Raw genomic sequence first — 25,300 nt, 5'->3', positions numbered from 1 at the left:
CTTGGGAAAGCGCAAGAAATGACAGAATTCTCATGTTAAGTCGCTTTTGCAGAGTTTCTGTCGAAAGAGAAACGTATGTTTGTGAAGAAGAAAAGCCATGCCTTTAGTAAACTGAAAGGCACGGCTTTTCTATTTAATGGATTTTTAAGCTGCTTCTTTTGAAATAAGCGTTGTTTAACCGGTAAGCAATGATTCCTGCCACTGCGGTAAAGATAATATCTTTTATTAGAGGTATGAGCATCCAGCTCCATGCAACAGCATAGGAGAAGCTGTCAGGCGCTTGCGCCCACCATTTATAGGAAAAATACATCCAGTTCGTGCCGAAAAGATAGTTAAGGATTAACCCGACAAAGCTGCTAATAATGAATCCAGCTAATGAGCTGTTTTTTTCACGAATCCAGCCAACTGTAAAGGCAAGTAAGATATAGCTGAGAATGAAGCCGAATGTTGGACTAATAAGGATTCTTAAGCCGCCTGAAAGCCCGGAAAATATCGGAAATCCGGCAAGACCAATCAGCATATAGCATAGCATGGCGACAGCTCCGAGTCTTTTGCCTAATAATAAACCGGCCATAATCGCAAAGAATGTTTGCAAGGTGATAGGTACGCCTCCGATTACTAGGAAGCTCGTTACATTTGCACCAATTGCCATCAATGCCACAAACAAAGCTACCATTGTAATATCAATCGCTCTCCATTTTTTCATAAGAATCATCCTTTATAAATTATGTATATTGACTAAAATTTACTATAAAGGGAGATTGTATATATGTCAACCTATTTTATTTTTTAGTTAACCTATTTAATTAGATGAACATACATAAAGCTTGCTGGATTGTTTCATACTACTAATAAACAAAAGCAGAAAGGAGAATACCCATGCAAAAAATGATCAAAAGCATTATTGGTATAACATTACTCAGTTGTTTATTTTCATTTCATACGCAGGCAGCCCCAGCAGAAAAAGAGCTCCCATCTTATGTGAAATGGGGCCAGATAGCGATGACAAAGACAAAGGAAAAGTATCCGAACAGTGAGATTATTGACTATAAACATATCGGAAAAGATACGCAAAAAAGCACTTCAATTGAAAAGTTCAAGTTAATTGTAAAGCAGCAAGATAAGAAAGTAGGAGTCATGGTTAATTTGACGTTTGACACAAGAACAGAAAGATTGATCAATGTGGACTTGAAAGAAGAGGCTCCATAAGTGAATAAACTAATAAACTCCACTAGGTCTCTAGTGGAGTTTATGGAAAGAAGATTTTACACTAGTAAGCCTTCTTTATATTCTTTTTTTAATGTTGGCCAAAAGTCTTTATTTGCCTCAATTAAATCGTCCAGTACTGCTTTAGCTGTTTGGGCAGACGGAAGTGTTTTATTTAGCGTAAACGCTTGAAGGGCTTTTTCGTATGACCCTTCGATTATTGCTTCTACAAGAATCTTCTCAGAAGCGAGCTGCTGTTCAATCATCGCTTTATAGAAGTATGGTATGTCCCCGACAAATTCCGGCTTAGGTCCGTCTGCTGTAATGAATGCAGGTACTTCTATCATTGCATCTTGTGGCAGGTTTGGAATGGTGCCATTATTTTCTGTCATAACTAAATAGCGTTTACCAAGATCTTGAGCGATTGATACGGTCACATCCACAATGAATGTCCCATGTACACCAACTGCAAAGGAATCCTCTAAAATGCCAGTTTCCTGAAATTTATCAACTGTTTCAAATAATGTTTTTTCTCTGCCGTCCATTACTTCATTAGCCCTTGTGTAGTCTTTGTTGGATGTTTCTACAATATGGTCCGGGAACAAATAGTATTGCAAGTATGGGTTTGGCAAATATTCAGGGAAATGATCCATTATCAATTTAATATTCTTAAATGTTTTAATCCAAGATGAATCAGCATGACGGTAGTCAATTTTAGAAACATCCTCCGTTAATAATCCATGTTTATAAACATGCTCTCTCACTTCATTCAGTCGCTCCACACCGTCCACTTTAATAGAAGTGAACCAGCCGAAATGGTTTAAGCCGAAGTAGTCGACAACAAGCTCTTCCCGTTCCACACCAAGGATTGCTGCTATATTGCGCATTGTAGCAACTGGCATGTCACAAATATTTAGGACTCTTGCTTTCGGGCGAAGCTTGCGAACACCTTCTGCCACAATGGAAGCAGGATTCGAATAGTTAACAATCCATGCTGTTTCTTTCGCGTACTGCTCTACATAATCAATAAGCTCAATCATTGGAGAAATGGTTCTTAAACCGTATGCTAAACCTCCAGGTCCGCATGTTTCTTGACCGACTACATTGTGAGAAAGTGGGATTTTTTCATCGAGCTCACGCATCGCATATTTTCCGACCCTCATTTGAGCAAAAACAAAGTCTGCATTTTCGAATGCTGTTTTCGGATCTGTGGTTTCTGTAACAACGATAGAGTCCGTATACTCTGCAATAACAGCCTTTGCAGCAACCACCACTTTTGCTTGTCTTTGGCCATCAATGTCATAGAAGCGTATTTCTGATAGAGGCAAATCTTCCAGTCTGTCCATTAAACTTCTAATAATGCCTGGTGTATAAGTGCTTCCTCCGCCTGCAACTGCTAAGATATATTTTTTCATGTTATAATCCTCCTAATTGTTGGTCTACTTGGTCACGTACACTCTTCACATTCAATCCATATACAACTTGCACATTGTTGCCAGATTTAATAATTCCTTTTGAGCCTGTTTCCTTTAGAACTTGTTCATTGACTGCATCTGGGTCTTTTAAAATCAAGCGCAGCCTCGTATAGCAATTATCTACATTTTCTATATTTTCACTGCCTCCAAGCGCTCCAATAATAGTAGCACCTAGTGCAGTAGGGGAGCTGTTTTGTCCAGGTGTTTGCAATGTTTCTGCTTGTTTTATGTTTTCTGAAGCAGATTCTTCTTCTTCACGTCCAGGTGTTTTTAAATTTAATTTCAGGATTAGGAAGCGGAAGATGATGAAATATAAAGCAGCCATCAGTAAGCCTGTTAAGATGAACATTGGCCAGTTTGACTTCGTAGTTCCTAACGGAAGATTGTACAGCAGGAAGTCAATGAATCCGTTTGCACCAATTGCATGGACACCGAATAAGCTAAGCAGCATCATGCCTGTACCTGTTAATACTGCATGAACAACGAACAGGATAGGTGCTGTGAACAGGAATGCGAATTCAAGCGGCTCTGTCACACCTAATAAGAAGGATGTGAATGCTGCAGGGAAGAGAATCGCTTTTGCCATTTTCTTTTTCTTTTTATCTGCAGTCATATACATCGCAAGGGCTGCACCCATTAGGCCAAACATTTTACTAAGACCACGAGCATCCCAGTTAACTGTACTGCTTAATACTTCAATAGTGGGATCAGCCATTTCGGCAAAATAAATGTTTCGCGCACCATAGATGATCTCTGAGCCGATATGGGCAATACCGCCAAGCTCTGTATAAAGGAACGGTGTATAAACAAGGTGATGCAGTCCTGTCGGGATAAGAATTCTTTCCAGAAAACCATATACAAGGAGACCGAAAACACCAAGATTTTTGATGCCGCTAGCAAGTGTTGTGATTGCACTTTGTGCGAATGGCCAAAACTCTGCAGCCAGCGCACCTAGTATCATCGCACTAGGAATGGCGAGAATTGCAACAAAGCGGTGGCCGGAGTAGATAGCAAATACACCTTTAAATTCGATGTCACAATATCTGTTATGCAATATTCCGACAAGGGCCCCAAGCATAATGCCGGAGAAAACACCCATTTCAAGCACTTGCACATTCAGCACCATTGCTTGTCCAGCTGATTGCATGGATTCTAGCGGCACAAGCCGTCCCGTGAGATTTAAGACTTGATGCATGGCATTAATAAAGATGACGAAAGTAACTAGTCCTGTTAAGGCAGCATAGCCTTTATCCTTTTTTGCCAGCCCGATCGGAATACCGACAGCAAATATTAATGCCAAGTTCTGCAGGATAGAAACAGCAGAAGCAGAAATAAACTTGCCTGTATTTTGAATAATAGGTATCTCTAAAAATGGAATGTATTGTGCAAGATTTCCATTTCCAAACACATTGCCAAAAGCGATAAAAAGTCCGATAATCGGCAGTAACAATATTGGTGCAAATAATGATTTTCCAAAGGCTTGGAGACCATTCACCATTCTTTTCATATATGATCCTCCTTATGTGCGAAAGCGTTATCAACTTATAATTAAAGTATAGCGGCATGCCGTATCCTTTGAAAGGGTATTCAAGCCATCTGTACTTTGTCTTTCAATCATGTAACATGTTACATTCTTAAGTATTTTAATATTCAGTGATAATGCCTTTTTTAACAGCAAGTGCTAAAAGCAGGTCAATGAGCATGAACATATTCGACTCATAGGAAGTAACTTCAAATTCCTGCTGTGATTCTATCGTCGGATCAAGAACAGTAAAAACGATATCGGCAATATTAGCAGTAGCACTTTTGCTGTTCCCAGTAAATAGAATCGTTGTTAATCCTCTTTCTTTAGCAATCTCCACCTTCTCGACGACTTTCGCCGTGTTTCCAGAGCGGGAAAAGATAATAAGCAGCCTGTATTTTTCAATATTGTTGAGAAATATCGCCCTGCTGTCACTAGTCGATGAATTCGATACATAATAACCGAACAGCTCCAGTTTTTTTGCTAAGTAATTGGCGAATAATGTTGAAAAGCCTGCTCCATAGAAATAAATCATGTTATTTTCGTTGATGACAGATAAAAATCGCTCAATGCTCTTTTCATTTAATGAATCAAACGTTTGTTCAAAATGCTGTTTAAATGTATTTACTGCTTCTGTTAAAGGCTGATGAATGTCTTCTATGTATTCAGCATCAATGTCTACAAGCTTTGCTGCCTTTAAATTCAAATGATAAATAAATTCACTATAGCCGCTAAACCCCAGTTTTTTACAAAGCCTGATAATCGTTGTAGTCGACACAAATAATTCAAGTGCTGCAGCGCGGATGCTCAGTGTTTCGTTCTCTAATTTTTTTCGGATTAAAAACAGAAGGATTTCATTCTCTGCTTCTGTTAAATGTCTTTCATTAGCATAATCAAAGTAAAGATGATCAATATTTTTCACGAATAAATCATTCCTCATATAAAGTTTTATATATGTATCTTATCAATAGCTGTACTAAATAAAATAGTCTAAATCTGCAAAATACGCTTCTGTTTATTGTTCACCAATACAGCAGATATTTTGTATACGTTTATCTCCACATGAATAGGTCAAAATAGTTGAATAAGCATATGTATATTGATTTAATAAGAAAGAAAAGAATTTGTAGGAAAAACAAGTGAAATTTTTGGGGGCAATTACATGGAAATTGGAATAAGTACGTTCGTAGAAACAACACCAGATACGAACACTGGCAAAACAATCTCGCATGCAGAGCGGATCAGAGAAGTTGTGGAAGAAATCGTTCTTGCTGACAAGGTAGGATTAGATATTTTTGGTGTAGGAGAGCATCACAGAAAAGACTATGCGGCATCATCACCAGCTGTTATTCTTGCAGCTGCAGCAGCACAAACAAATAATATTAGGCTGACAAGTGCGGTAACTGTGTTGTCTTCGGCAGATCCTGTGAGAGTATATCAGGATTTTGCCACACTTGACGGAATTTCAAACGGAAGAGCAGAAATAATGGCTGGAAGAGGTTCGTTCATTGAATCATTCCCGCTGTTTGGCAACGATTTGCAGGATTATGATGAGCTTTTTGACGAGAAGCTTGATTTACTGTTAAAGCTTCAATCGTCTGAAATGGTAACATGGAGCGGCAAGTATCGACCTGCTATTAATAATAGAGGCGTATATCCAAGACCTGTTCAAGATCCGCTGCCGATTTGGATAGGAAGCGGCGGTAATGCGGAATCCGCTGTAAGGGCCGGTATTTTGGGTCTGCCGTTATGTTTAGCAATAATTGGTGGGAGCCCAGTGCAATTTGCACCATTAGTGCAGCTGTATAAGCGAGCAGCAGCACAGGCTGGTCATGATCCAGCTCGGCTTCCAGTTGCATCCCATTCGCATGGGTTCGTAGCGGAAACAACGGAAACAGCAGCTGATAAATTCTTCCCGTCTACAGCTCAGGCAATGAATGTCCTTGGTAAGGAAAGAGGCTGGGGGCCATACAGCAGGGCAAGCTTTGATGCGGCTAGAAGCTTTGAGGGCGCACTATATGTCGGCGATCCGCGCACAGTTGCAGATAAAATCATCCATCTTCGCAAACATGTCGGTGTAAATAGATTTATGCTTCATGTACCTGTCGGCAGTATGCCAAATGAAGACGTTATGAAAGCAATTGAGCTGCTTGGCAAGGAAGTTGCACCAATTGTCCGCAAAGAAGTAGCGGATTGGGAAAAAACACTATAAGAAATATGCAAACCTGCAAACAAGTTTGGAAACAAACTGTATGCAGGTTTTTTTATGGCTGATTTTTCTGCAGCTATCATAATAATTAACGAGTGCATATAGCGGTAGTATTCGAAATCCAAATAAAACAAACTAAAAACAACAATACAAACATATTATTTTGTAAAAATACAAAAAAACAAATAAAAACAGATGAAAAAACAAGATGTTGGTAGTATAATAGAAACATAATAAAAAGAAAAGGCTTACAAGAAAGGGTTTGGAGATATGATGAAAGTCTCAATATTTATAACTTGTTTAGCAGACATGTTTTATTCCAATGTCGGAAAAAGCACGGTGGAATTATTGGAGAAGCTTGGTTGTGAAGTCGATTTTCCTGAGCAGCAGACATGCTGCGGCCAAGTTTCCTTTAACAGCGGTTATCACAAAGAAACAAAGGAAGTTGCCAAGCATATGATTAAGGTATTTGAAGCTTCAGAGTATGTTGTCGCTCCATCTGGCTCCTGTGTGGCCATGCTTCATGAATACCCGCACTTATTAAAAGACGAAAAAGAATGGAAGGAAAGAGCAGATAAACTCGCAGCCAAATCCTATGAGCTGACACAATTCATTGTGGAGGTTTTAAAAGTTGAGGATGTCAAGGCAAGCCTGCCGGCGTGTGCTACTTATCATAAATCATGCCATATGACGAGGCTGCTCGGAGTAAAGGATGCACCAAGCAAGCTGCTTTCACAGGTTGACGGCTTAACAGTTAATCCTCTTCCAAACAGTGAAAATTGCTGCGGCTTTGGCGGCACGTTCTCTGTAAAGATGGGGCCAATTTCCGAACAAATGGTGCAGGAAAAAGTTGAATCGGTTGAAGCAGCCAATGCAGATGTGCTGATTGGTGCTGATTGCGGCTGTTTAATGAATATTGGCGGTTATATCAACAGACAAGGTAAACAAATAAAAGTGATGCATATAGCAGAAGTTCTAAATAGTGAGGTGAAATAATATGCCGATGAAAATAGGAGATCAGCCATTTTTCGCAAGAGTAAAGGATGGTTTGGAAGACAGCTTTATGCGCTCTGCTGTTACTTCCGCACAAGAGAGAATGCAAGGCAAGCGGCTTGCAGCAGTGGAGGAGCTTGGAGACTGGGAGGAATGGCGCAAGCTTGGAGAGGAAATCCGCACACATACGCTGGAGAATCTGGACTACTATTTAGAAAAACTCAGTGAAAATACAGCTAAAAGAGGCGGCCATGTGTTTTTTGCTAAAACAAAGGAAGAAGCAAACGATTATATTAAAAGCGTTGTTGAAAAAAAACAAGCAAAAAAAATCGTGAAGTCTAAATCGATGGTAACAGAAGAAATCAATTTAAACGAAACACTAGAGGCTGCCGGATGTGAAGTGATAGAAACCGATTTGGGAGAATATATCCTCCAGTTGGATGACCATGATCCGCCATCCCATATTGTCGTGCCAGCACTGCATAAAAATAAAGAACAAATCAGAGATACGTTTAAGGAAAAGAAAGGCTACCAAAAAACAGAAATACCAGAAGAATTGGCATTGTTTGCGAGAGAACAGCTGCGCCAGGAATTTTTGACAGCAGATTTAGGGATAACAGGCTGTAATTTCGCTGTTGCTGATGCTGGCACAGTCTGTCTCGTCACTAATGAAGGGAATGCAGGACTAGTGACTGCACTTCCAAAAACACAAATCACTGTCATGGGAATGGAAAGAATTGTCCCGACATGGGAGGAGCTTGATATCCTTGTTTCCTTACTGTGCCGCAGCTCTGTCGGCCAAAAACTAACAAGCTATATCACAGGTCTAACTGGGCCGAAGGAAGAAGGCGATGTAGACGGACCAGAGGAATTTCACTTAGTTATCGTTGATAATGGCAGATCCAATATTCTTGGAACAGAATTCCAAAGTGCGCTCCATTGTATTAGATGTGCTGCATGTATTAATGTCTGCCCTGTTTATCGTCATATTGGCGGCCATTCGTATGGTTCCATTTATCCCGGTCCAATTGGAGCTGTTTTGACACCATTGCTTGGAGGCTATGAAGAATATAAAGAACTGCCTTACGCCTCGTCCCTTTGTGCTGCTTGTACAGATGCTTGTCCAGTGAAAATACCCCTTCATGAATTGCTGATTAAGCATCGCCGCAAAATAGTGGAGGATGAAGGGAAGGCCCCGATGGCAGAAAAGCTGGCGATGAAAGGCTATGAGTTTGCTGTTAAACATCCGAGCATTTACCAGGCTGGCACAAAATCAGCTCCAGTTGCTCTCAAACCATTCACTAAGGATAACAGCATTAAAAGCGGGCCTGGTCCAGTTAAGCTTTGGACAGATACCCGCGACTTGCCGGCACCAAGCAAACAAAGATTCCGAGATTGGTATAAACAAAAAAGAAAACAGGAGGATCAGCATAATGGAGGGTAATGTCACAAATAAGGAATCATTTTTGGACCATATCGCCCAAAAGCTGAACCGGCCGAGAGGGCAAGCTATTAAAAAACCTGACTGGAACTATAAGCCCCAGCTGAATGTCCTGCAAAACGCCAATCAGGATGACTTGGCTGAAGTGCTGAAAAAGCAATGCGAAGTCATCCATACAGACTATATAGAGGCATCTGCTGATGAGGTTGCTGAAACAATGGAAAAGATCTTAAAAACTAATCAATTGCGTTCAGTAATTACATATGATGACCCCCGCTTTAATGAGTACGGCCTTAATGAAATCAAACAGAATGAATGGAAAGTAAACGGAATTAGCACTTATATTTGGGATAACACCAAAAAGCAAGAAAATATAAACGCTGCTGAAACAGCGGATGTTGGTATTACAATCAGCGACATGACATTGGCTGAATCAGGCACAGTACTGTTATTTTCCAACCGTAATAAAGGCAGATCTGTCAGCCTTCTGCCCAAAACCTTTATCGCAATCGTGCCAAAAAGCACGGTTGTGCCGCGAATGACACAGGCAGCAACAGCGATTGCCAAGCTTGTAGCGGATGGCGAGGATATTGCAAGCTGCATTGACTTTATCACAGGACCAAGCAACAGTGCTGACATTGAGCTTAATCTTATTGTTGGCGTCCATGGACCGATAAAAGCTACCTATATACTTGTAAAAGACAAATAAACAAAAATAAATAAAAATAAAACAAAAGTATATACAAAATAAACAAAAGTGAGTTATAATAAAAACAGATAAAACAAACATAAAAAAAGATAAAGCGGAGGAGAACAAAAATGGTAAAAAGCTTATGGCAAGAAGAAAAGGCAGCACAATTAGCTAGTGGACTTGATGAGTTAGTTTATCGCTCCAATTTAATCGGGACAGACCGGGCTGTCTGCAACTGGGGCGGCGGAAATACTTCCATGAAAACAACCGTAACAGATTTCAGAGGCCGTGAAGTTGAAGTGATGTGGGTAAAAGGAAGCGGCTCTGACTTAGCAACAATGAAAGCGCATAATTTTACAGGTTTGAAACTAGACGACATCACCCCGCTTATTGAAAAAGAAGAAATGCCAGATGAAGAGATGGTTGAATATTTGTCACACTGCATGATCGACAGCAAACATCCTCGTGCATCTATTGAAACATTATTGCATGCATTTTTGCCATTCAAGCATGTAGACCATACGCACCCTGATGCAATCATTAGCCTTTGCTGTGCAGATAACGGCAAGCAAATTGCTGAAGAAATTTACGGCAACCGCTTTGTTTGGGTTCCATACATTCGCCCTGGATTCACTTTATCTAAAATGATAGCAGAAGGGGTAAAAAACAATCCCAATGCTGAGCTAGTACTAATGGAAAAGCATGGTTTAGTTGTGTGGGGAGATACAGCTTCGGAAAGCTATGAAAAAACAATTTCTATCATTAATGAAGCAGAATCCTATATTAATAGTAAAATAAACGAAGCACAAACATTCGGCGGCGCTAAATATGATTCACTACGCGTGGAAGATGCTGAAGAGATTTTGGCTGCTGTTATGCCAGTTATCCGCGGAGCTGTTAGTGAAGAAAAGAAGATGCTGTTAACTTATGACAGAGGAGAAGACGTCCTTGAGTTTGTGAACAGCCATGATGCAAAAACATTGTCACAAGTCGGAGCAGCTTGTCCAGATCATTTAGTTCATACAAAAATGGTGCCATTATATGTAGAATGGGACCCAGCAACAAAGGATATCGCTGCATTGAAGGAAGCAGTGAAAGAGGGAATAGCAGCATTTAAAGAATCCTATACAGCTTATTTTGATAGAAATAAGAATGAAGGAGATCAAATATTTGAAACAGCACCCCGCGTTATTTTAATACCAGGAATCGGCATGGTTAACACAGGCAAAAACGTTGCTATGTCTAAAGTAAGCGGTGCCTTGTATCACAGAGCAATTTCTGTTATGAAAGGTGCAACAGCACTAGGAAACTTTGTGTCCTTGAATGAAAATGAATCCTTCAATGTGGAATATTGGCCATTAGAGCTGTATAAATTATCACTAGCACCTAAGGAAGCAGAATTTTCACGTAAAGTGGCATTCGTCACAGGCGGAGCTGGCGGAATCGGCAGTGAAACATGCAGGCTGCTCGCATCACAAGGCGCGCATGTTGTTCTGGCAGACTTGAACTTAGAAGGTGCAGAAAAGGTAGCCGCAGAAATCAATGAGACATATGGAGAAGAGCGTGCTATTGCAGTGAAAATGGATGTTACAAGTGAGGAAGCAGTACAAGCTGCCTACAAGCGGACAGCTCTTGCTTTTGGCGGTGTTGATATTATCGTTAATAATGCAGGCTTGGCAACTTCTAGCCCGTTTGATGAAACATCGTTAAAAGAGTGGAATTTAAATATGAATGTGCTTGGCACAGGGTATTTCCTTGTTGCAAGAGAAGCATTTAAACAAATGAAGGAACAGGCTCTAGGCGGAAGCATGGTATTCATCGGTTCGAAAAACTCCGTTTATGCAGGCAAAAACGCAGCTGCATACAGTGCAGTCAAGGCAATGGAAACACATCTTGCCCGCTGCATCGCTGCCGAAGGAGGAGAATATGGCATCCGCGTCAATTCAGTACTGCCTGATGCAGTCTTGCAAGGTTCTGCTATTTGGGGATCTAGCTGGCGTGAAGAAAGAGCGGCAGCCTACGGAATTGAACCAGATCAGCTTGATGAGCATTACCGTAAACGCACCACTTTACTTGTTAACATTTATCCGAAAGATATTGCAGAAGCTATCAGCTATTTTGCATCATCAAAAGCAGAGAAAACAACAGGCTGCATGATTACAGTCGACGGTGGAGTTCCAGCAGCATTTACAAGATAAATAAGAGAAGGAGGACAAAATTTGTCCTCCTGTTTTCTATTTTATAAGGAAAAAGCAGAGGGATTTTATGCGAATATAGAAAATAACCTTGTCATAGACAAAAAATATTAAAGATTAAAAATCAAGGATAATACTATGACAAAAGTATTACATTTTAACTGTTTTTTCACTAATTATGGAAGGAGATTGGGAGAATAATGTTTTTTTCGGCAAAACCTCGGGTAAATTGACAACGGGTTGGTAATCTTTGGGCAAATAGTTATAGGTTGGAATCCTCCATTTATCGCATATATTCTTTTTCCTAGATGTCTTAATATTATATTACAAAGAGTTATTGGGGGTCGTTTTATTCATGACAAGTTTAGTAGGAGCTGACGGCGAGCTTAAAGTCTTAAGGAGAAACAGACATACAGACAAACCTGTCTATACTACTAGAATGGAAAAGCGTGAATTAGAGAGAAATCTTCCAAGCTTAGATATAAGAGACGCTTGGAATATCAAATCCGTTCTGGAAAGCATTAAAGAAAGCTTTATGGAGCATGTGGCAAAGGTTAGGAAAATGGTGCAAGCAAGTCCGGCAAAACGGCTTGTAGTTACAGGGATTTTTACGGTTCTCTTTTCATTAGGCGCAAGTACTGCTTCTGCATGCATCCAGGAATATACATATGAAGTGAAAAAGAATGAAACAATTACAGAGATTGCAGCTACTCATGGCGTAACGGCAGAAGCGATTACAAATGTGAATGGCACTGTGTCCCAAGGGGATAAAATTTTGTTGCCAAAGGTGCAAGACAAAAAAGTAACAGCAACCGTGCTTAATATTCGTGCAAAGGCAACAACAGACAGCAGCATTATCGGCAAGCTGAAACAGGGGAATACGGTCAAAGTTTCATTTATTAAAAACGGCTGGGCCGGCATTCTTATTGATGGCCGTCTTGCCTATGTAAGCGCTGCTTATTTAGCAGATTCGGCTGTTAAGACATCGGAAACAACAATCAAGACAGTGACTAAATACGTGACAGCAGACTCTTTAAGGGTGAGGAGCGGCCCGTCTACAAAAGATGCTGTACTTGGCTCATTGAAAGAAGGAGCGAAAGTTACAGTGAAAGCAGACAAAAATGGCTGGTCCTCAATCGATTACAAAGGGAAAAAAGCCTATGTAAGCAGTGCTTACTTAGCAAATAAGACATCAGCGAGTGAAGCTGTCAAAAATACGGAAACTGCAAAGGATACAAAAACATATACTATTAAAAAGGGTGACACTTTTTATAAAATCAGCAAAAGTTATGGAATCTCTGTTTCCCTATTACAAGAAGCAAATCCGAATGTTGATCCAACTAAACTTCGAGTCGGCCAAGTTATTAACATACCTGCGATTACATCTTCTGACAGTCTCCTGAAGGTGGAGGCGACAATTGGCGGAATTAGTCCAGATGGCACCGTGCGTTTTATTACAAATGACGGCGTTACTTATGCTGCAAAGCCGGAAACAGATGGAATCCTCAACAGCCTTTATGAAAAGCAAGGGCAAAAGGCTACTTTAACTGTAAAGGCAAAAAGAGGGCAGCAGATGGTTATTACGGCGGTTAAGTAATCTAAAAGAATGCAGCAATTCCTTTCTATTAAATAAGTGCTTCTGTATATGAAAAGGATGATTTTATAAGCTGCCGCTTGGCAGCTTTTTTTATTTTTCATAAACACGCTCAGAAAAAAGTCTATCTGTTAATAACTGTAAAGGTTATAATGGATAAATAAGGAAGGAGTTGTTAGATGCATAAAAATCTTTTGGCCTATTCCATAATTTTTCTAGGACTTTGCGTAGCAGCAGGCTGCTGGGGCATTGCCAGCTCTATAAAATCGAAGGAAACTATGAGGTAATTCCAGTAAACGATAATAATATTCTTTTATTCAATAAAGAAACCGGTGAGTATTGGCAAAAATTTGTGCCGTCTAAAAGGACCGACAGACTGGGAGAAGCAAGATTCACCTGTAGCTGAATAAGCTAAACAATAGAAAATAGAGAGGAAATAATAAGCAGCATGAAATATATCATCTTATTTGCCATAGTATGGGCAGGTGTATACTTAATTGAAAAACTCCTATTTAAATTGCTGGGTGTTCAAAAAAAGAAGGTATCTAAAACAGAGGGAAAGAAGGCAGACATATTCGGAAGGGGAATCATCGCCATATTAATCGTTTGTACCTCGCCGTTTATATTGGATGCCGATTGCTCCTTTATCTGGCCGGCATATGTGCTTGTCATATTCGGATACGAAGCATTCATGGAATGGAAATACATAAAAGGATCAAAACAATATATTGGCACCATTATTTTCATGATTATCTTTGGAGTAGCATTTTATCTCGCCATATATTTTGAATGGATACTTAAAGTCTAATTGCTAAGCGGATTCCCGCTTAGCTTTTTTATTCTCTTGTAAATAAATTTTACGTATCCAAATAAAGTAAGAAATGTCTAAATCAGCAATAAAATTATCCGCTTTTTTGACAGTTGTGGAACCTACTGGAAAACGTTTTCATTTTATTAGATTTTTTTCACTTTTTTCGTTACTAGCTTAAGAAAAAATAAGTATAATAACCTTGCATACATACTAGAAAGGCATATAGCTTGTAATTTATGGGAGGGAAGTAATGTGTATATGAAAGTTGATTCGTTTGCATTGCTTAATGAGTTTAATCAAATCTGGATGGAGTGCTGGGTTGAAAAGGGATATGGCTTTGAAATGTCTGAGATGGATGCAGACCGTTTTTTAATAATTGATCCAAATGAACAAAAAGTAGGAACTATTGAATTTAAGCCATATTCTCTTCATCCGACTAATAATATTAACAGTGTTTTCCCCTTTCACGAGCTGGAGAAAATTAAATCGTTGAAACTAGAGCAAATTATGGAGATTGATAAGGTAGCAATTTTAAAGAACCATCGCGGCAAAAATTTAGAAAGGCTGTTAACTTTGTATGTGGATTACGCACAATCCCGCCAAATCACCCATTGTGTCGTTCTGTTGGAAAGAGTTTTTTTTCGAGCATTAAAAACTGTTTACAAAATACCACTGGAAACTGCCGGCGAAAAAATATACTATAAAGGAGATTATGTCATTCCTGCTATCCTATATCCACAAGAGATATATGAACATAAAGATAAATTTTCTTGGCTGATTCAGCCAAAAGATATAAAAAGAAAAACGATATTTAAATAAGAATGGAGATATAGATGTCTAGTCTAAGTACAAAACGGTTTGCCTATTCCTTCATCGTTTTTTTTTATTGTGGCAAACGTCCTTTGGAATATCATCTTCAGCAGCAATCAACAGCTGCTGGACTGGGGCGGTGTAAGCTTCCAGTTGATTGCCTGCAGTGCATCTATCTATTGGATCCTATCCACATTTTTAAAAGATAAAACTTCAGCTAAAAGCTTTTGGCTTTTGCTTGCATTAGGGGTGCTGTTCTATCTTGTCGGCACAATGCTTTGGAGCTATAACCAATTTATTTTAAATAATAATAGCGGCTATGGTAAATTAGCAGAGAAATTTTTTATCGTACAGAACATTTTATATTTTTTGTCCTTGCTTGTCCTGATTAACCAGATAAAAAGTTCGCTTTTAACTATTAGATTTTTGCTGGATATCTTAATTGCGATGTCGGCAGCAGTAACCTTTAGCTGGTTGTTTTTAATTAGACCTTTATTCAGTCAATCTGCTAATATTAGCTTTTCGTTAACAGAATTAATTTATCCCATATTAGATCTTATTGTCCTAGTAGGGGTAATTAGTCTTTTTAATACATCGAAAAGAGTTTTGGCTAAGAAAACTACCTTTCTGCTTGTTGCTGGTTTACTTACACAAATAGTCGCAGACACGATTTTTACTTATCTTAAAGTGATCGATGCTTATTCTGTCGGCAGTATTAATGAACCAATGTGGATATTATCTGCCCTTTTAATTGGGCTCTCAGGTATCTATCATCAACCAGCGCCTGCTTTTGCATTATCGCGCAATAACACACAGGAAAATGAAAATATTTACATAAAGCATATTATTCCCTATTTTGGTGTATTGATATTGACCTTCTATTTTACGTATTTGCTGTATGGCACACATCCGGTTTTTCTTGGATTATCTATCAGCATTATCCTGCTGATAATAAGGCAAATCTTTACATTGCTTGAAAACGACAGATTAGTCGATGATTTAAACAAATTAAATGAAGGTTTAGAGCAGAAGGTAAAAGAAAGGACAGACAAGCTCGTCGAAATTATCAATTCGATGGAATACCTTGCCTTTCATGATGTTGTTACAGGACTGCCAAATCGCAGGTATATGGAAAAGCGGCTTGCACAGGCTTTAGAGAATAACTGCTCAAGTAAAAAGCTTGCCTTTATCCTTCTAGATTTAGACCGATTCAAGCATATAAATGACAGTCTTGGCCATTCCTATGGTGACTTGCTTTTGAAGGAAGTGGGGGAAAGATTGTCAGCCAACGTTTCCCCAAATGGGGTTGTCTGCAGAATTGGCGGTGATGAGTATGCGCTCCTGATTGAAAATGCAGAGATCTGTAAAATCGAAGAACTTGCGCAATTAATACTTAAGAGCTTGCGAGAGTCCTATTTTATAAATAATGTTGAATTGAATATTACACCAAGTATTGGCATTGCTATGTATCCTGATCACGGCAGCGACCTAGATGCTTTATTGATGAAGGCAGATACGGCCATGTACAATGTGAAAGAAAATGGTAAAGATCATTTTAAAGTATATAATGGCTCCATGAGTATGAAGTCTATAATGGAATTAGAGCGCTCGATAAGAAAAGGGCTTGAACGAAATGAATTCATCTTGCATTACCAGCCGCAAATATCCTTACACACTCGTCAAATTGTTGGCGTGGAAGCATTGGTGCGCTGGGAGCGACCAGGAATCGGTCTTGTTCCGCCAGGTGAGTTTATTCCCATAGCTGAGGAAACAGGCCTCATTTTGCCAATCGGAGAAAGTGTTTTATGGCAGGCTTGCAGGCAGTCTGTGCTATGGTGTAAAAAGGGATTCCCTGATTTACGAATTGCTGTCAATATTTCATCTCTGCAGTTTCAGCAAGAGAATTTCGTTAACCTAGTAAAGACGATTATGAACGAAACTGGTGCAAATCCAAAAAACATTGAGCTAGAAATAACGGAGAGTATTGCGATGGGACCAATTGAACAAAATATGTCCAAGCTTGCTTGTCTAAAGGAAATGGGCTTTAATATTGCCATTGATGATTTTGGAACAGGCTATTCCTCTTTGCATTATTTAAGCAAATTTCAGATTGACAGATTAAAAATTGACCGGTCTTTCATCACCTCGTTGGAAAAAAGCGAGAAAGATACAGCGATTGTCCGAATGATTGTAATGATGTCAAAGGCATTAAACGTAAAAGTAATTGCGGAAGGTGTAGAAGACGAACATCAAAGAGCATTTCTAGAAGAAGTCCAATGTGATGAATTGCAAGGTTACTTGTTCAGCCGGCCGCTAAATGTGGAAGACTGTGAGAAGTTTCTTGTGAACAATGCATTGTGACAGAATAATGGAATCAAAAAGCACGCCCACATTTAAGAAATGGGCGTGCTTTTTTGTCCAAGGTGAATATTCCTTTGATACTCTTTAGGTGTCACATTATATCTCTCTTTAAAGATTCTATTAAAGAAGCCATGATTTTGATATCCTATTTCATTTAAAATTTCGGCAATTGTCATGGATGTGTGATTTAGCAAATAGGAAGCTTTGTTAAGCTTTTGTTCCTGAAGTAGCTGTTTGAAGCTTTTCCCAGTAATTTTTTTAATAAGCCTGCTTAAATAGTTGGGATGGAAGCTGAAATGCTGTGCTACCTCTTGTAAGGTACAGCTTTGAAAATTTTCCTCCATGTATAGAAGGATATCCAATATCGGATTCTGTTTCCCATTAGCCGATTTGCAGTTATTGTCTGTTTGAAAATGCCGAAGCATTTCTGCAAAGATTAATACCATATAAGCGTTGATAATATCTTTTGAGCAAAAGCTTGGTTCGTAGAATTCACATAACAGATTCTCGACGTGTGAGCCTAGCTTATCACTGTTCTGACAGTGAAATAAAAGAAAGCGGTTATGCAGGCGATCATGTGATATAGCCTCTAATATAAAGTCGGAAATAATGCTATTGCTTGACAGCTGTCCGAGCATGGAAGCAGTAAAGTAGCTTTTATCCATGAGAATATTGATGATAATATCCTTTTCCTCTGCATCACAGATTGTATGAGGCACGTTTGTATCCATGATACAAACATCTCCGCACTGTAACGGGATAACTTTATCCTGGACGATTGCCGTGCAGGTCCCTGCATATACATAGTTCATTTCTATATAGTCATGAATATGGAAAGGAATAGTAGAATACCTGGAATGCTTAACAATTTCAAGAGTTGGGTTAGGCGGAGAATAGGCATTCTCCTTTTTTTGATCGTTGAACTTGAAGACATATACTTTTTGGTTATTAAGCTCTATGCTGTCACAGCTATCAAACAAGGACTTATAGTAATCTGGATTGGTTTTATAATAGAGCTCTCTGTCAGACATAGTAAACAAGAGCTCCATTAATTCAGTTTTTTGCATGCTCCACCTCTTTTTAAAAAGTTAAGTTTGGTAAAGTAAGTAGTTATATTCAGCAATTTTAATATAAATATATTTACATTACAATAAAAATTGTTAGCGGTTCCAATAACGATATTACTGAATTAACGTAATGCAAATGCAGGTAAATTAGTTGGTCATATACCGATAGAGGAGTGGCGTAAATGGATTATACAAAGTTGGCAGAAAGTGTTGTTTCTGAAATTGGAGGCAAGGAAAATGTTTCAAGCATTACACATTGTATGACAAGGCTGCGATTCGTGCTGAAGGATGAAAGCAAAGCAAATACAGAAGCCATAAAAAAAATACAAGGTGTATTAGGAACAGCTGTATCTGGCGGACAATATCAGATAATTGTTGGAACAGGAGTGTCGAAAGCATATGATCAGGTTATAAAACTGCTATCGATAGAGCATGAGCAGTCTGCACAAAATACCGAACGTTCTAGTCAAGTCAAAGAAGGGGCATTTAATCGCTTTTTTAAACTCATATCTGGCATTCTCTTCCCAGTAATGGGTGTCATGACAGCCGCCGGTATCATAAAGGGCTTGCTCGCAGGTTTTACTTCCTTTCAGCTGCTATCAACTGAAAGTGGCACCTATCAAATATTGTACGCTTTTTCAGATGGATTCTTCTATTTTATGCCGATTATTCTTGGCGTTTCTGCTGCGATGAAACTGAACTCCAATCCATTTGTGGCAGCAACGATTGGAGCAGGGCTCGTTTACCCTAATATTACTGCTCTTTACAATGAAGGAGCTCATATTACGTTCCTGCAAATACCGGTTGTGCTGGCGAGTTATGGAAATTCGGTGTTTCCGATTATTGCAGCAGTTGCCTTGGCAGCATTTATAGAAAAAAGAATAAAAGATAAAGTGCCGGATGCGGTGAAGTTCTTCCTGACTCCGCTCCTTGTTCTCATCATTACAGTACCTACAACCTTTTTATTAATTGGACCGCTGATGACTTATTTAAGTGATATTCTTGCATCTGGTACACAAGCAGTTTATGGGATAAGCCCAGTAATAACAGGAATAATCCTTGGAGCATTTTGGCAATTGGTCGTTATCTTTGGTCTGCATTATGCGTTTATCCCGATTCTAATGAACAATATTACAACAATGGGAGAAGACCCGATCAATGCCATTTTAAATGTAACCGTATTTGCCTTGGCAGGAGCAGCCATTGGTTTTGCTTTAAAGCAAAAAGATAAAGCGAATCGCTCACTAGGATTTTCGACAGGAATGACAGGGCTCTTTGGAGTAACGGAGCCGATTATTTACAGTATTGCGATTCCCTACAAAAAGCCATTTGTCGCTGCCTTTATAGGTGGAGGAATTGCCGGGGGCATAACAGCCTTTATGAATGCAAAAATGTATGGATTTGGCGGCAATGCACTTTTCGCTGCACCACTGTTCATCAATCCAAAAGGGATTGATTCTAGCTTTACAGCTTATATAATTTCAGCGCTTGTAGCATTTTTCGTAACATTAGCTATTACTTATATTCTGACTGGAAAGCAAACAGCTAAATTAATGGTTAATAAAGATAAGGGCAGGGAGATATAATGGAAAAATTAACTAAATTATTAACGCAGCAAGAAAATAATTATATATTTCCTTTTCTATGGATGCATGGAGAGTCTGAGGAAGTAATTGAGGAATATATGAACGAAATTTATAAAAGCGGGATAAGAGCGGTTTGCGTCGAGCCCCGGCCCCATCCTGATTTTGTCGGTGAAAGATGGTGGAAAGATTTACAGATCGTATTAGAAGTGGCTAAGGAAAAGAACATGAAGGTATGGTTGTTTGATGATGCACATTTTCCAACAGGCTATGCAAACGGGGCAATAATAAAGCATCATCCAGAATTAAGAAAGAAATTTTTAAAAATAACACAGCTTGATTTTCATGGCCCGCAAAGAGATGCTGGCATTATCGTTAGACATGCAAGTGGGGACCGAAATTCAATTCTGTCTGTAGGAACAGACGGAACTGCGGAAATAAACGGACAAAAGGACACAGCTGACCAGATTATTGGCATAATAGCTGCAAAAATCATAGATTACAATACAGTCGATACCGATACACTTGTTGATATTACGAAGCATTTAGAAAATGGTGTTGTTTATTGGGATGTTCCAGAAGGCAATTGGCGAATTTTTATTTTAGTAGAAACTTTCAGCGGTGGAGAAAGATCAACAGAAGGTTATTTAAATCCAATTGATCCAAATGCCACCCAAGTATTAATAGATACAGTTTATCAGCCTCATTTTGACAAATTCTCATCGTATTTCGGGACAACGATTGCTGGTTTTTTTACAGATGAACCTAGATTCGGCAATATAAAAGGCCCGGATGCTATTATCGGAAAAACGGAAATGGTGCTGCCATGGCATGCAAACATCGTTGCTTTGTTGGAGGAGACATTCGGAAAATCAGCCAAGGAACTATTGCCTCTGCTCCTTACAGATGGTACAAAAAAACAGCATCAAATAAGGCATGCTTATATGAATCTCGTTTCAAAAATGTATGCAGAAAATTTTACAAATAAACTAGCTCACTGGTGTACTGAGCATGGGGTAGAATATGTTGGTCATTTAATAGAGGATAATAATGCACATGGAAGATTAGGCTATGGTGCCGGACATTTCTTCCGCGCACTTGGCGGCCAAAGTATGTCAGGCATTGATGTAGTCTTACATCAGCTCCTTCCTGGAATGGATGAAGGCTATTTCAAAACATTCACTTCAACAGGATGGGACGGAGAATTCTTTCATTATGGCTTAGGTAAACTTGGGGCATCGCTTGGTCATTTGGACTCCCAGAAAAAAGGCAGAACAATGTGTGAAATATACGGAGCCTACGGCTGGTCTGAAGGATTAAATCTGATGAAATGGATGACAGACCATATGCTTGTTAGAGGAATCAATCACTTTGTGCCCCATTCTTTTGACATGGCACCATTTCCAGATGCAGACTGTCCGCCCCATTTTTATGCACATGGCATCAATCCGCAGCATCGCTATTTGCATTTATTAATGAATTATACAAATCGGGTGTCAGAGCTGTTAAGTGACGGTCAGCATGTTGCCACATCACTAATTCTTTATCATGCAGAAGCAGAGTGGTCAGGGAATGCAATGCTTTTCCAAAAACCAGCAAAGGTATTAACACAGAATCAAATCGATTTTGATATAGTATCACTAGACTTGCTTATGAATGCTGAGGTGAAAAATAATAAAATCCTCTTACATCAGGAGGAGTTTCATAACCTAGTCATTCCATATGCAGAACGGCTGCCGAAAGCATTCTTTGAAAAAGCAGCACAGCTGATTCGCGCCGGAGCAATGCTGATATTTATTAATGCTCTCCCTGTTGGAGCAAGTGAGGATGATTTAGTAAGTGAAGAAATAAAATGGCTAGAAGAATCAGAACAAGTCAAGATAGTGCCTTTAGAAAAGCTTGCAAGCATGATGAGAGCAGAAGGGGCCTATGAAATTATGTTAGAAAAGGCAGCAGCTGACCTGCGATATTACCAATACCGTCATTTAGAAAACACCGTGTATATGTTTTTTAATGAATCACCAGATAGTGAGATTATCAATAAAGTGACACTCAAGGAATCAGGTTATCTATATAAATATGATCCATGGGAAAACAATTGCCTTCGTTGGGTGGAGACAATTCAAAATGAAATTCCATTATTCTTGGCACCGCAGGAAGCAGCAATATGGATTGTGTCCGATTGTCAGCTCGACGCTCAACAAGTTCCTGCCAGCAAGCAAACGGGAGAATGTGAAATAACTGGCCCGTGGGAGGTTGCATTAGCAACAGCAGCTGAGTATCCGAGCTTCCATAAAAGCTTTGTGTTGGAGGAATTAACAAACATCGCTAAACCTTCTTTGTATCCAGCATTTTCTGGTAGTGTTCGATACCAAAAAGAGTTATTCATAAATGATTGTTCAACTGATTATCAGCTTGATTTAGGCGAAGCTTATGAAATTGCCGAAGTGTTTATAAATGGCTCTTCTGCAGGAGTAAAGGTAAGTAAGCCATACGTTTATGATATTTCTCCCTTTGTTCAAAAAGGCCGGAATTTGTTGACAGTGGAAGTGACGAATACACTTGGAACTGCCCAAAAAGACTATCTTTCTCAATACAGAATCTTGCAGCCAACTGGGCTGCTTGGAAGTGTGAAACTAAAAACATTTCAAAAATAGTCGCAGCTAAAACAGGACTGGTTTTATATCAGTCCTGTTTTTTTTTTTTTTAGTAAAACGGTTTCATTTTTTGATTGCCTAAACTTTGAGATTGTTAGTAATATAGTAATGAAGCTTCTAACAGAGAAGTCAGGGGGAATTTATATGGATGCACTTCTTTTAAAGCAATTAATGGAACTCACAGAAGAAGAGGCCGAGATATTATCTCAAGAGAAAAAGGTCAGGAAAGACCTTTATACAAGTCAAAATCATTTCATTATTGAAAGTGAAAAATTTCTGGATAAAAACAAAATGATAACCGTTAGGAAACATACTAGATTTATTGATTTTCCAAAGCACAAACATAACTATATTGAAATTAATTATGTTGTGAAGGGAGAACTGCGGCAAAAGGTAGATAATAACGCCATTATTTTGAAAAAAGGGGAGCTGCTTTTTCTTAATCAGCATATCGAGCATGAGATTGAGGCATGCGGGGAAGATGATCTTGTCCTTAATTTCATTATTCAGCCATTGTTTTTTCAATTTATCTTTCAATACTTAAACGGTGAGAATATCATTACCGAGTTTTTAATTAACAGCTTATTTAATCACACGCAAAATGGACAATATTTATATTATGCTGTAGCAGATGTGGCGGAAATTCAAGTACTGGTTGAAAATCTCATTAAGGAGGAGAACGCAAACTCCCTGCTAGCAGAATCAAAAATGAAGCTGTATATGGGTCTGCTTTTAATTGAGCTTGTGAAAAATACGGATAAAATCACGAAAAACCTTTCATCCTCTTCTCAGCATTTCCTTATTGTTGAATCATTAAAATATATTGAAGAGCACTATAAAAGCGGCACTCTTCAGGAGCTTGCCAATCACTTAATGCAATCTAGCTCAAGCTTAAGTAAAAATATTAAAAAAGCGACTGGCTTTACATTTAAAGATTTAATACAGGAAAAGCGCTTAACGAAAGCGAAAGAACTACTGGAAACGACCGATTTTCCTGTCCGGACCGTAGTGGAAGAAGTAGGGTATGATAATATCAGTTATTTTTACCGAATCTTTAAAGAAAAATATAAGAAAACACCAAAAGAACTGAGAAAAGCACTGGCAAGGTAGCGAAACTTGCCGGTTTTTTTGTGGTTAATTTTACTATTTAGGAATTTAAGGACAACAAATAAGAAAAATAACGTTATTTTATTATGCGTTTTCATTCAGTAAAATACTAATTAGGAAACGTTTTCAAAAGGGGAACAAGGAGAGGTATTATATGAACAAATCTGTCTTGGCCGTTGATATTGGAGCCTCAAGCGGGCGACTGATGCTCGGTTCTTTAAAACAGGGGAGACTGTTTTTGGAAGAAGTGCACCGCTTTTCGAACAGCATTGTCAAAAAAGGACAATACTATTGCTGGGATTTAGAGCAGCTCTTTGTCGAAATAAAACAAGGAATAAAAAAATGCAGTGATTTAAATGTAAAGCCGGAAAGTATCGGCATTGATACATGGGCAGTCGACTTTGTACTGCTCGATGATAACGGTGAGCTGCTGACAGAGGCAGTGTCTTACAGGGATGACCGGACTGACGGCATGATGGAGGAGGTTTTCGAGCATATCATCAAGGAAAGGATTTACTTGGAAACCGGCATTCAGTTTCAAAAATTCAATACGATGTATCAGCTCCGCGCCCTTCAGAAAACAGATCAAGAAAGTTTGGATAAAGCAGCTACATTTTTAATGATTCCAGATTACTTCCATTACTTGCTGACAGGTAAAGCGGTTAATGAATATACTAATGCCACGTCCACACAGCTTGTTAATGCCTTTACGAAAAAGTGGGATAAACAATTGCTTGAAGCGATTTCTATCAAACCAGAAATCTTTCAGGAAATCAAAACACCAGGCACCGTATTAGGAGAAATAAAAGAAGAGTTGGCAGAGGAATTCGGGTTCAGCTTAAAGGTTGTGCTACCTGCGACACATGACACTGCTTCTGCCGTAATTGCAGTGCCGGAACATGAGGAGACTATTTATATCAGTTCAGGCACATGGTCTTTAATTGGAGTAGAAAACAGGTTCCCGATATGTGTGACGAAGGCATTGGATTACAACTTCACAAATGAAGGAGGCATTGACTACCGCTTCCGGTTTTTGAAGAACATCATGGGATTATGGATGATTCAAGAAGTGCGCAGAAATTATGATAATCAATATTCATTTGCTGAATTTGTGGAGCTTGCAAAAGCGGCAAGCCACTTCACATCGATTGTCAATGTTAACGATGACCGTTTTTTAAATCCAGAAAATATGATAGAAGAAATACAAAAATACTGTGCAGAAACAAATCAAGCTATTCCTTCAACACCAGGTGAGATCGCCAAATGTGTATATGACTCTCTAGTAGAGTGCTATGTTGCAGCAATTGGTGAAATTGAAGAAATCTTCGAGAAGAAATTTACAAAGATTAATATTATCGGCGGGGGCTGTCAAAACGAACTGCTGAACCAGCTCATAGCTGATGCCACAAAAAAGCAAGTGTTTGCAGGGCCTGTTGAGGCAACAGCAATCGGCAATATCGTTTCGCAATTAATTGCTTTAGGAGAAATAAAGGATATACATGAAGCGAGGAAGTTAATAAAGCATTCTTTTGATGTAAAAGGATATGAAGCAGCACAAACAATATGAGGAGGCGCAAT

General features: G+C 39.0%; 19 protein-coding genes. 14 read left to right on the top strand and 5 right to left on the bottom strand.

Going from position 1 to position 25,300, the window contains the following annotated elements:
* Positions 1 to 133 precede the first annotated feature (133 nt).
* Positions 134 to 706, bottom strand: coding sequence for a biotin transporter BioY (locus tag MKX82_RS10750; RefSeq protein WP_251648075.1), 573 nt, complete (start codon positions 704 to 706; stop codon positions 134 to 136).
* Between the two features lie 173 nt (positions 707 to 879).
* Here MKX82_RS10750 and MKX82_RS10745 point away from each other — a divergent pair, with 173 nt between their 5' ends.
* Positions 880 to 1,209 (top strand): DUF3889 domain-containing protein, encoded by a 330-nt coding sequence (locus tag MKX82_RS10745; RefSeq protein ID WP_233313718.1) that lies wholly within the window; start codon positions 880 to 882, stop codon positions 1,207 to 1,209.
* Positions 1,210 to 1,265: 56 nt separating this feature from the next.
* On the opposite strand, the gene MKX82_RS10740 is transcribed toward MKX82_RS10745, so the two are convergent.
* The 3 genes from MKX82_RS10740 to MKX82_RS10730 all read right to left on the bottom strand — a co-directional run bounded on the left by MKX82_RS10740 (position 1,266) and on the right by MKX82_RS10730 (position 5,125).
* Positions 1,266 to 2,621 carry a 6-phospho-alpha-glucosidase gene (locus MKX82_RS10740; RefSeq protein ID WP_233313719.1) on the bottom strand — a complete coding sequence of 452 codons (1,356 nt, stop codon included), beginning with the start codon at positions 2,619 to 2,621 and terminating at the stop codon, positions 1,266 to 1,268.
* 1 nt (position 2,622) lies between these two features.
* Positions 2,623 to 4,188 carry a PTS transporter subunit EIIC gene (locus MKX82_RS10735; protein WP_341077051.1) on the bottom strand — a complete coding sequence of 522 codons (1,566 nt, stop codon included), beginning with the start codon at positions 4,186 to 4,188 and terminating at the stop codon, positions 2,623 to 2,625.
* A 136-nt stretch (positions 4,189 to 4,324) separates the two neighbouring features.
* Complete coding sequence (locus MKX82_RS10730; RefSeq protein WP_233313721.1) at positions 4,325 to 5,125, bottom strand: MurR/RpiR family transcriptional regulator; 801 nt, start codon at positions 5,123 to 5,125, stop codon at positions 4,325 to 4,327.
* A 240-nt stretch (positions 5,126 to 5,365) separates the two neighbouring features.
* Between MKX82_RS10730 and MKX82_RS10725 the strand changes: the two genes are divergently transcribed.
* The 9 genes from MKX82_RS10725 to MKX82_RS10685 all read left to right on the top strand — a co-directional run bounded on the left by MKX82_RS10725 (position 5,366) and on the right by MKX82_RS10685 (position 17,308).
* On the top strand, positions 5,366 to 6,415 hold the full coding sequence (locus MKX82_RS10725; RefSeq protein ID WP_341077048.1) for an LLM class flavin-dependent oxidoreductase: 1,050 nt from the start codon (positions 5,366 to 5,368) through the stop codon (positions 6,413 to 6,415).
* Between the two features lie 270 nt (positions 6,416 to 6,685).
* A complete protein-coding gene (locus tag MKX82_RS10720; protein WP_233314746.1) occupies positions 6,686 to 7,408 on the top strand; it encodes a (Fe-S)-binding protein in 723 nt (240 codons plus the stop codon).
* A 1-nt stretch (position 7,409) separates the two neighbouring features.
* Complete coding sequence (locus MKX82_RS10715) at positions 7,410 to 8,849, top strand: LutB/LldF family L-lactate oxidation iron-sulfur protein (RefSeq protein WP_341077046.1); 1,440 nt, start codon at positions 7,410 to 7,412, stop codon at positions 8,847 to 8,849.
* Complete coding sequence (locus tag MKX82_RS10710) at positions 8,836 to 9,555, top strand: LutC/YkgG family protein (RefSeq protein WP_233314747.1); 720 nt, start codon at positions 8,836 to 8,838, stop codon at positions 9,553 to 9,555. Before MKX82_RS10715 ends, MKX82_RS10710 begins: the two co-directional genes overlap by 14 nt.
* Before the next feature lie 89 nt (positions 9,556 to 9,644).
* On the top strand, positions 9,645 to 11,735 hold the full coding sequence (locus MKX82_RS10705; protein ID WP_341079502.1) for a bifunctional aldolase/short-chain dehydrogenase: 2,091 nt from the start codon (positions 9,645 to 9,647) through the stop codon (positions 11,733 to 11,735).
* Between the two features lie 352 nt (positions 11,736 to 12,087).
* Complete coding sequence (locus MKX82_RS10700; protein WP_233313725.1) at positions 12,088 to 13,329, top strand: SH3 domain-containing protein; 1,242 nt, start codon at positions 12,088 to 12,090, stop codon at positions 13,327 to 13,329.
* Between the two features lie 445 nt (positions 13,330 to 13,774).
* A complete protein-coding gene (locus MKX82_RS10695) occupies positions 13,775 to 14,134 on the top strand; it encodes a DUF4181 domain-containing protein (RefSeq protein ID WP_341077043.1) in 360 nt (119 codons plus the stop codon).
* Positions 14,135 to 14,389: 255 nt separating this feature from the next.
* Positions 14,390 to 14,956: a hypothetical protein gene (locus MKX82_RS10690; RefSeq protein WP_233313727.1), complete on the top strand. Its 567-nt coding sequence runs from the start codon at positions 14,390 to 14,392 to the stop codon at positions 14,954 to 14,956.
* A gap of 69 nt (positions 14,957 to 15,025) precedes the next feature.
* A complete protein-coding gene (locus MKX82_RS10685; RefSeq protein WP_341077040.1) occupies positions 15,026 to 17,308 on the top strand; it encodes a putative bifunctional diguanylate cyclase/phosphodiesterase in 2,283 nt (760 codons plus the stop codon).
* A gap of 32 nt (positions 17,309 to 17,340) precedes the next feature.
* On the opposite strand, the gene MKX82_RS10680 is transcribed toward MKX82_RS10685, so the two are convergent.
* Positions 17,341 to 18,375, bottom strand: a complete 1,035-nt coding sequence (locus tag MKX82_RS10680; protein ID WP_341077038.1) for an AraC family transcriptional regulator — start codon at positions 18,373 to 18,375, stop codon at positions 17,341 to 17,343.
* Positions 18,376 to 18,557: 182 nt separating this feature from the next.
* On the opposite strand from MKX82_RS10680, the gene MKX82_RS10675 reads away from it, so the two are divergent.
* From MKX82_RS10675 to rhaB, 4 genes are all read left to right on the top strand, one after another.
* A complete protein-coding gene (locus MKX82_RS10675) occupies positions 18,558 to 19,961 on the top strand; it encodes a PTS transporter subunit EIIC (protein ID WP_233313730.1) in 1,404 nt (467 codons plus the stop codon).
* Entirely contained in the window at positions 19,961 to 22,615 is a 2,655-nt protein-coding gene (locus MKX82_RS10670; protein WP_341077035.1) for a glycosylhydrolase-like jelly roll fold domain-containing protein, read from the top strand. The genes MKX82_RS10675 and MKX82_RS10670 overlap by 1 nt, the downstream gene beginning before the upstream one ends.
* Positions 22,616 to 22,759: 144 nt before the next feature.
* Positions 22,760 to 23,725, top strand: a complete 966-nt coding sequence (locus MKX82_RS10665; RefSeq protein ID WP_233313732.1) for an AraC family transcriptional regulator — start codon at positions 22,760 to 22,762, stop codon at positions 23,723 to 23,725.
* A gap of 151 nt (positions 23,726 to 23,876) precedes the next feature.
* Positions 23,877 to 25,289 carry a rhamnulokinase gene (gene rhaB / locus MKX82_RS10660; RefSeq protein WP_237941487.1) on the top strand — a complete coding sequence of 471 codons (1,413 nt, stop codon included), beginning with the start codon at positions 23,877 to 23,879 and terminating at the stop codon, positions 25,287 to 25,289.
* The last annotated feature ends 11 nt before the right edge of the window (positions 25,290 to 25,300 follow it).

Origin of the sequence: Niallia sp. FSL R7-0271 (assembly GCF_038005785.1) — a bacterium.
Classification (GTDB): domain Bacteria; phylum Bacillota; class Bacilli; order Bacillales; family Cytobacillaceae; genus Niallia.
This window is presented reverse-complemented; position numbering and strand designations above follow the sequence as displayed.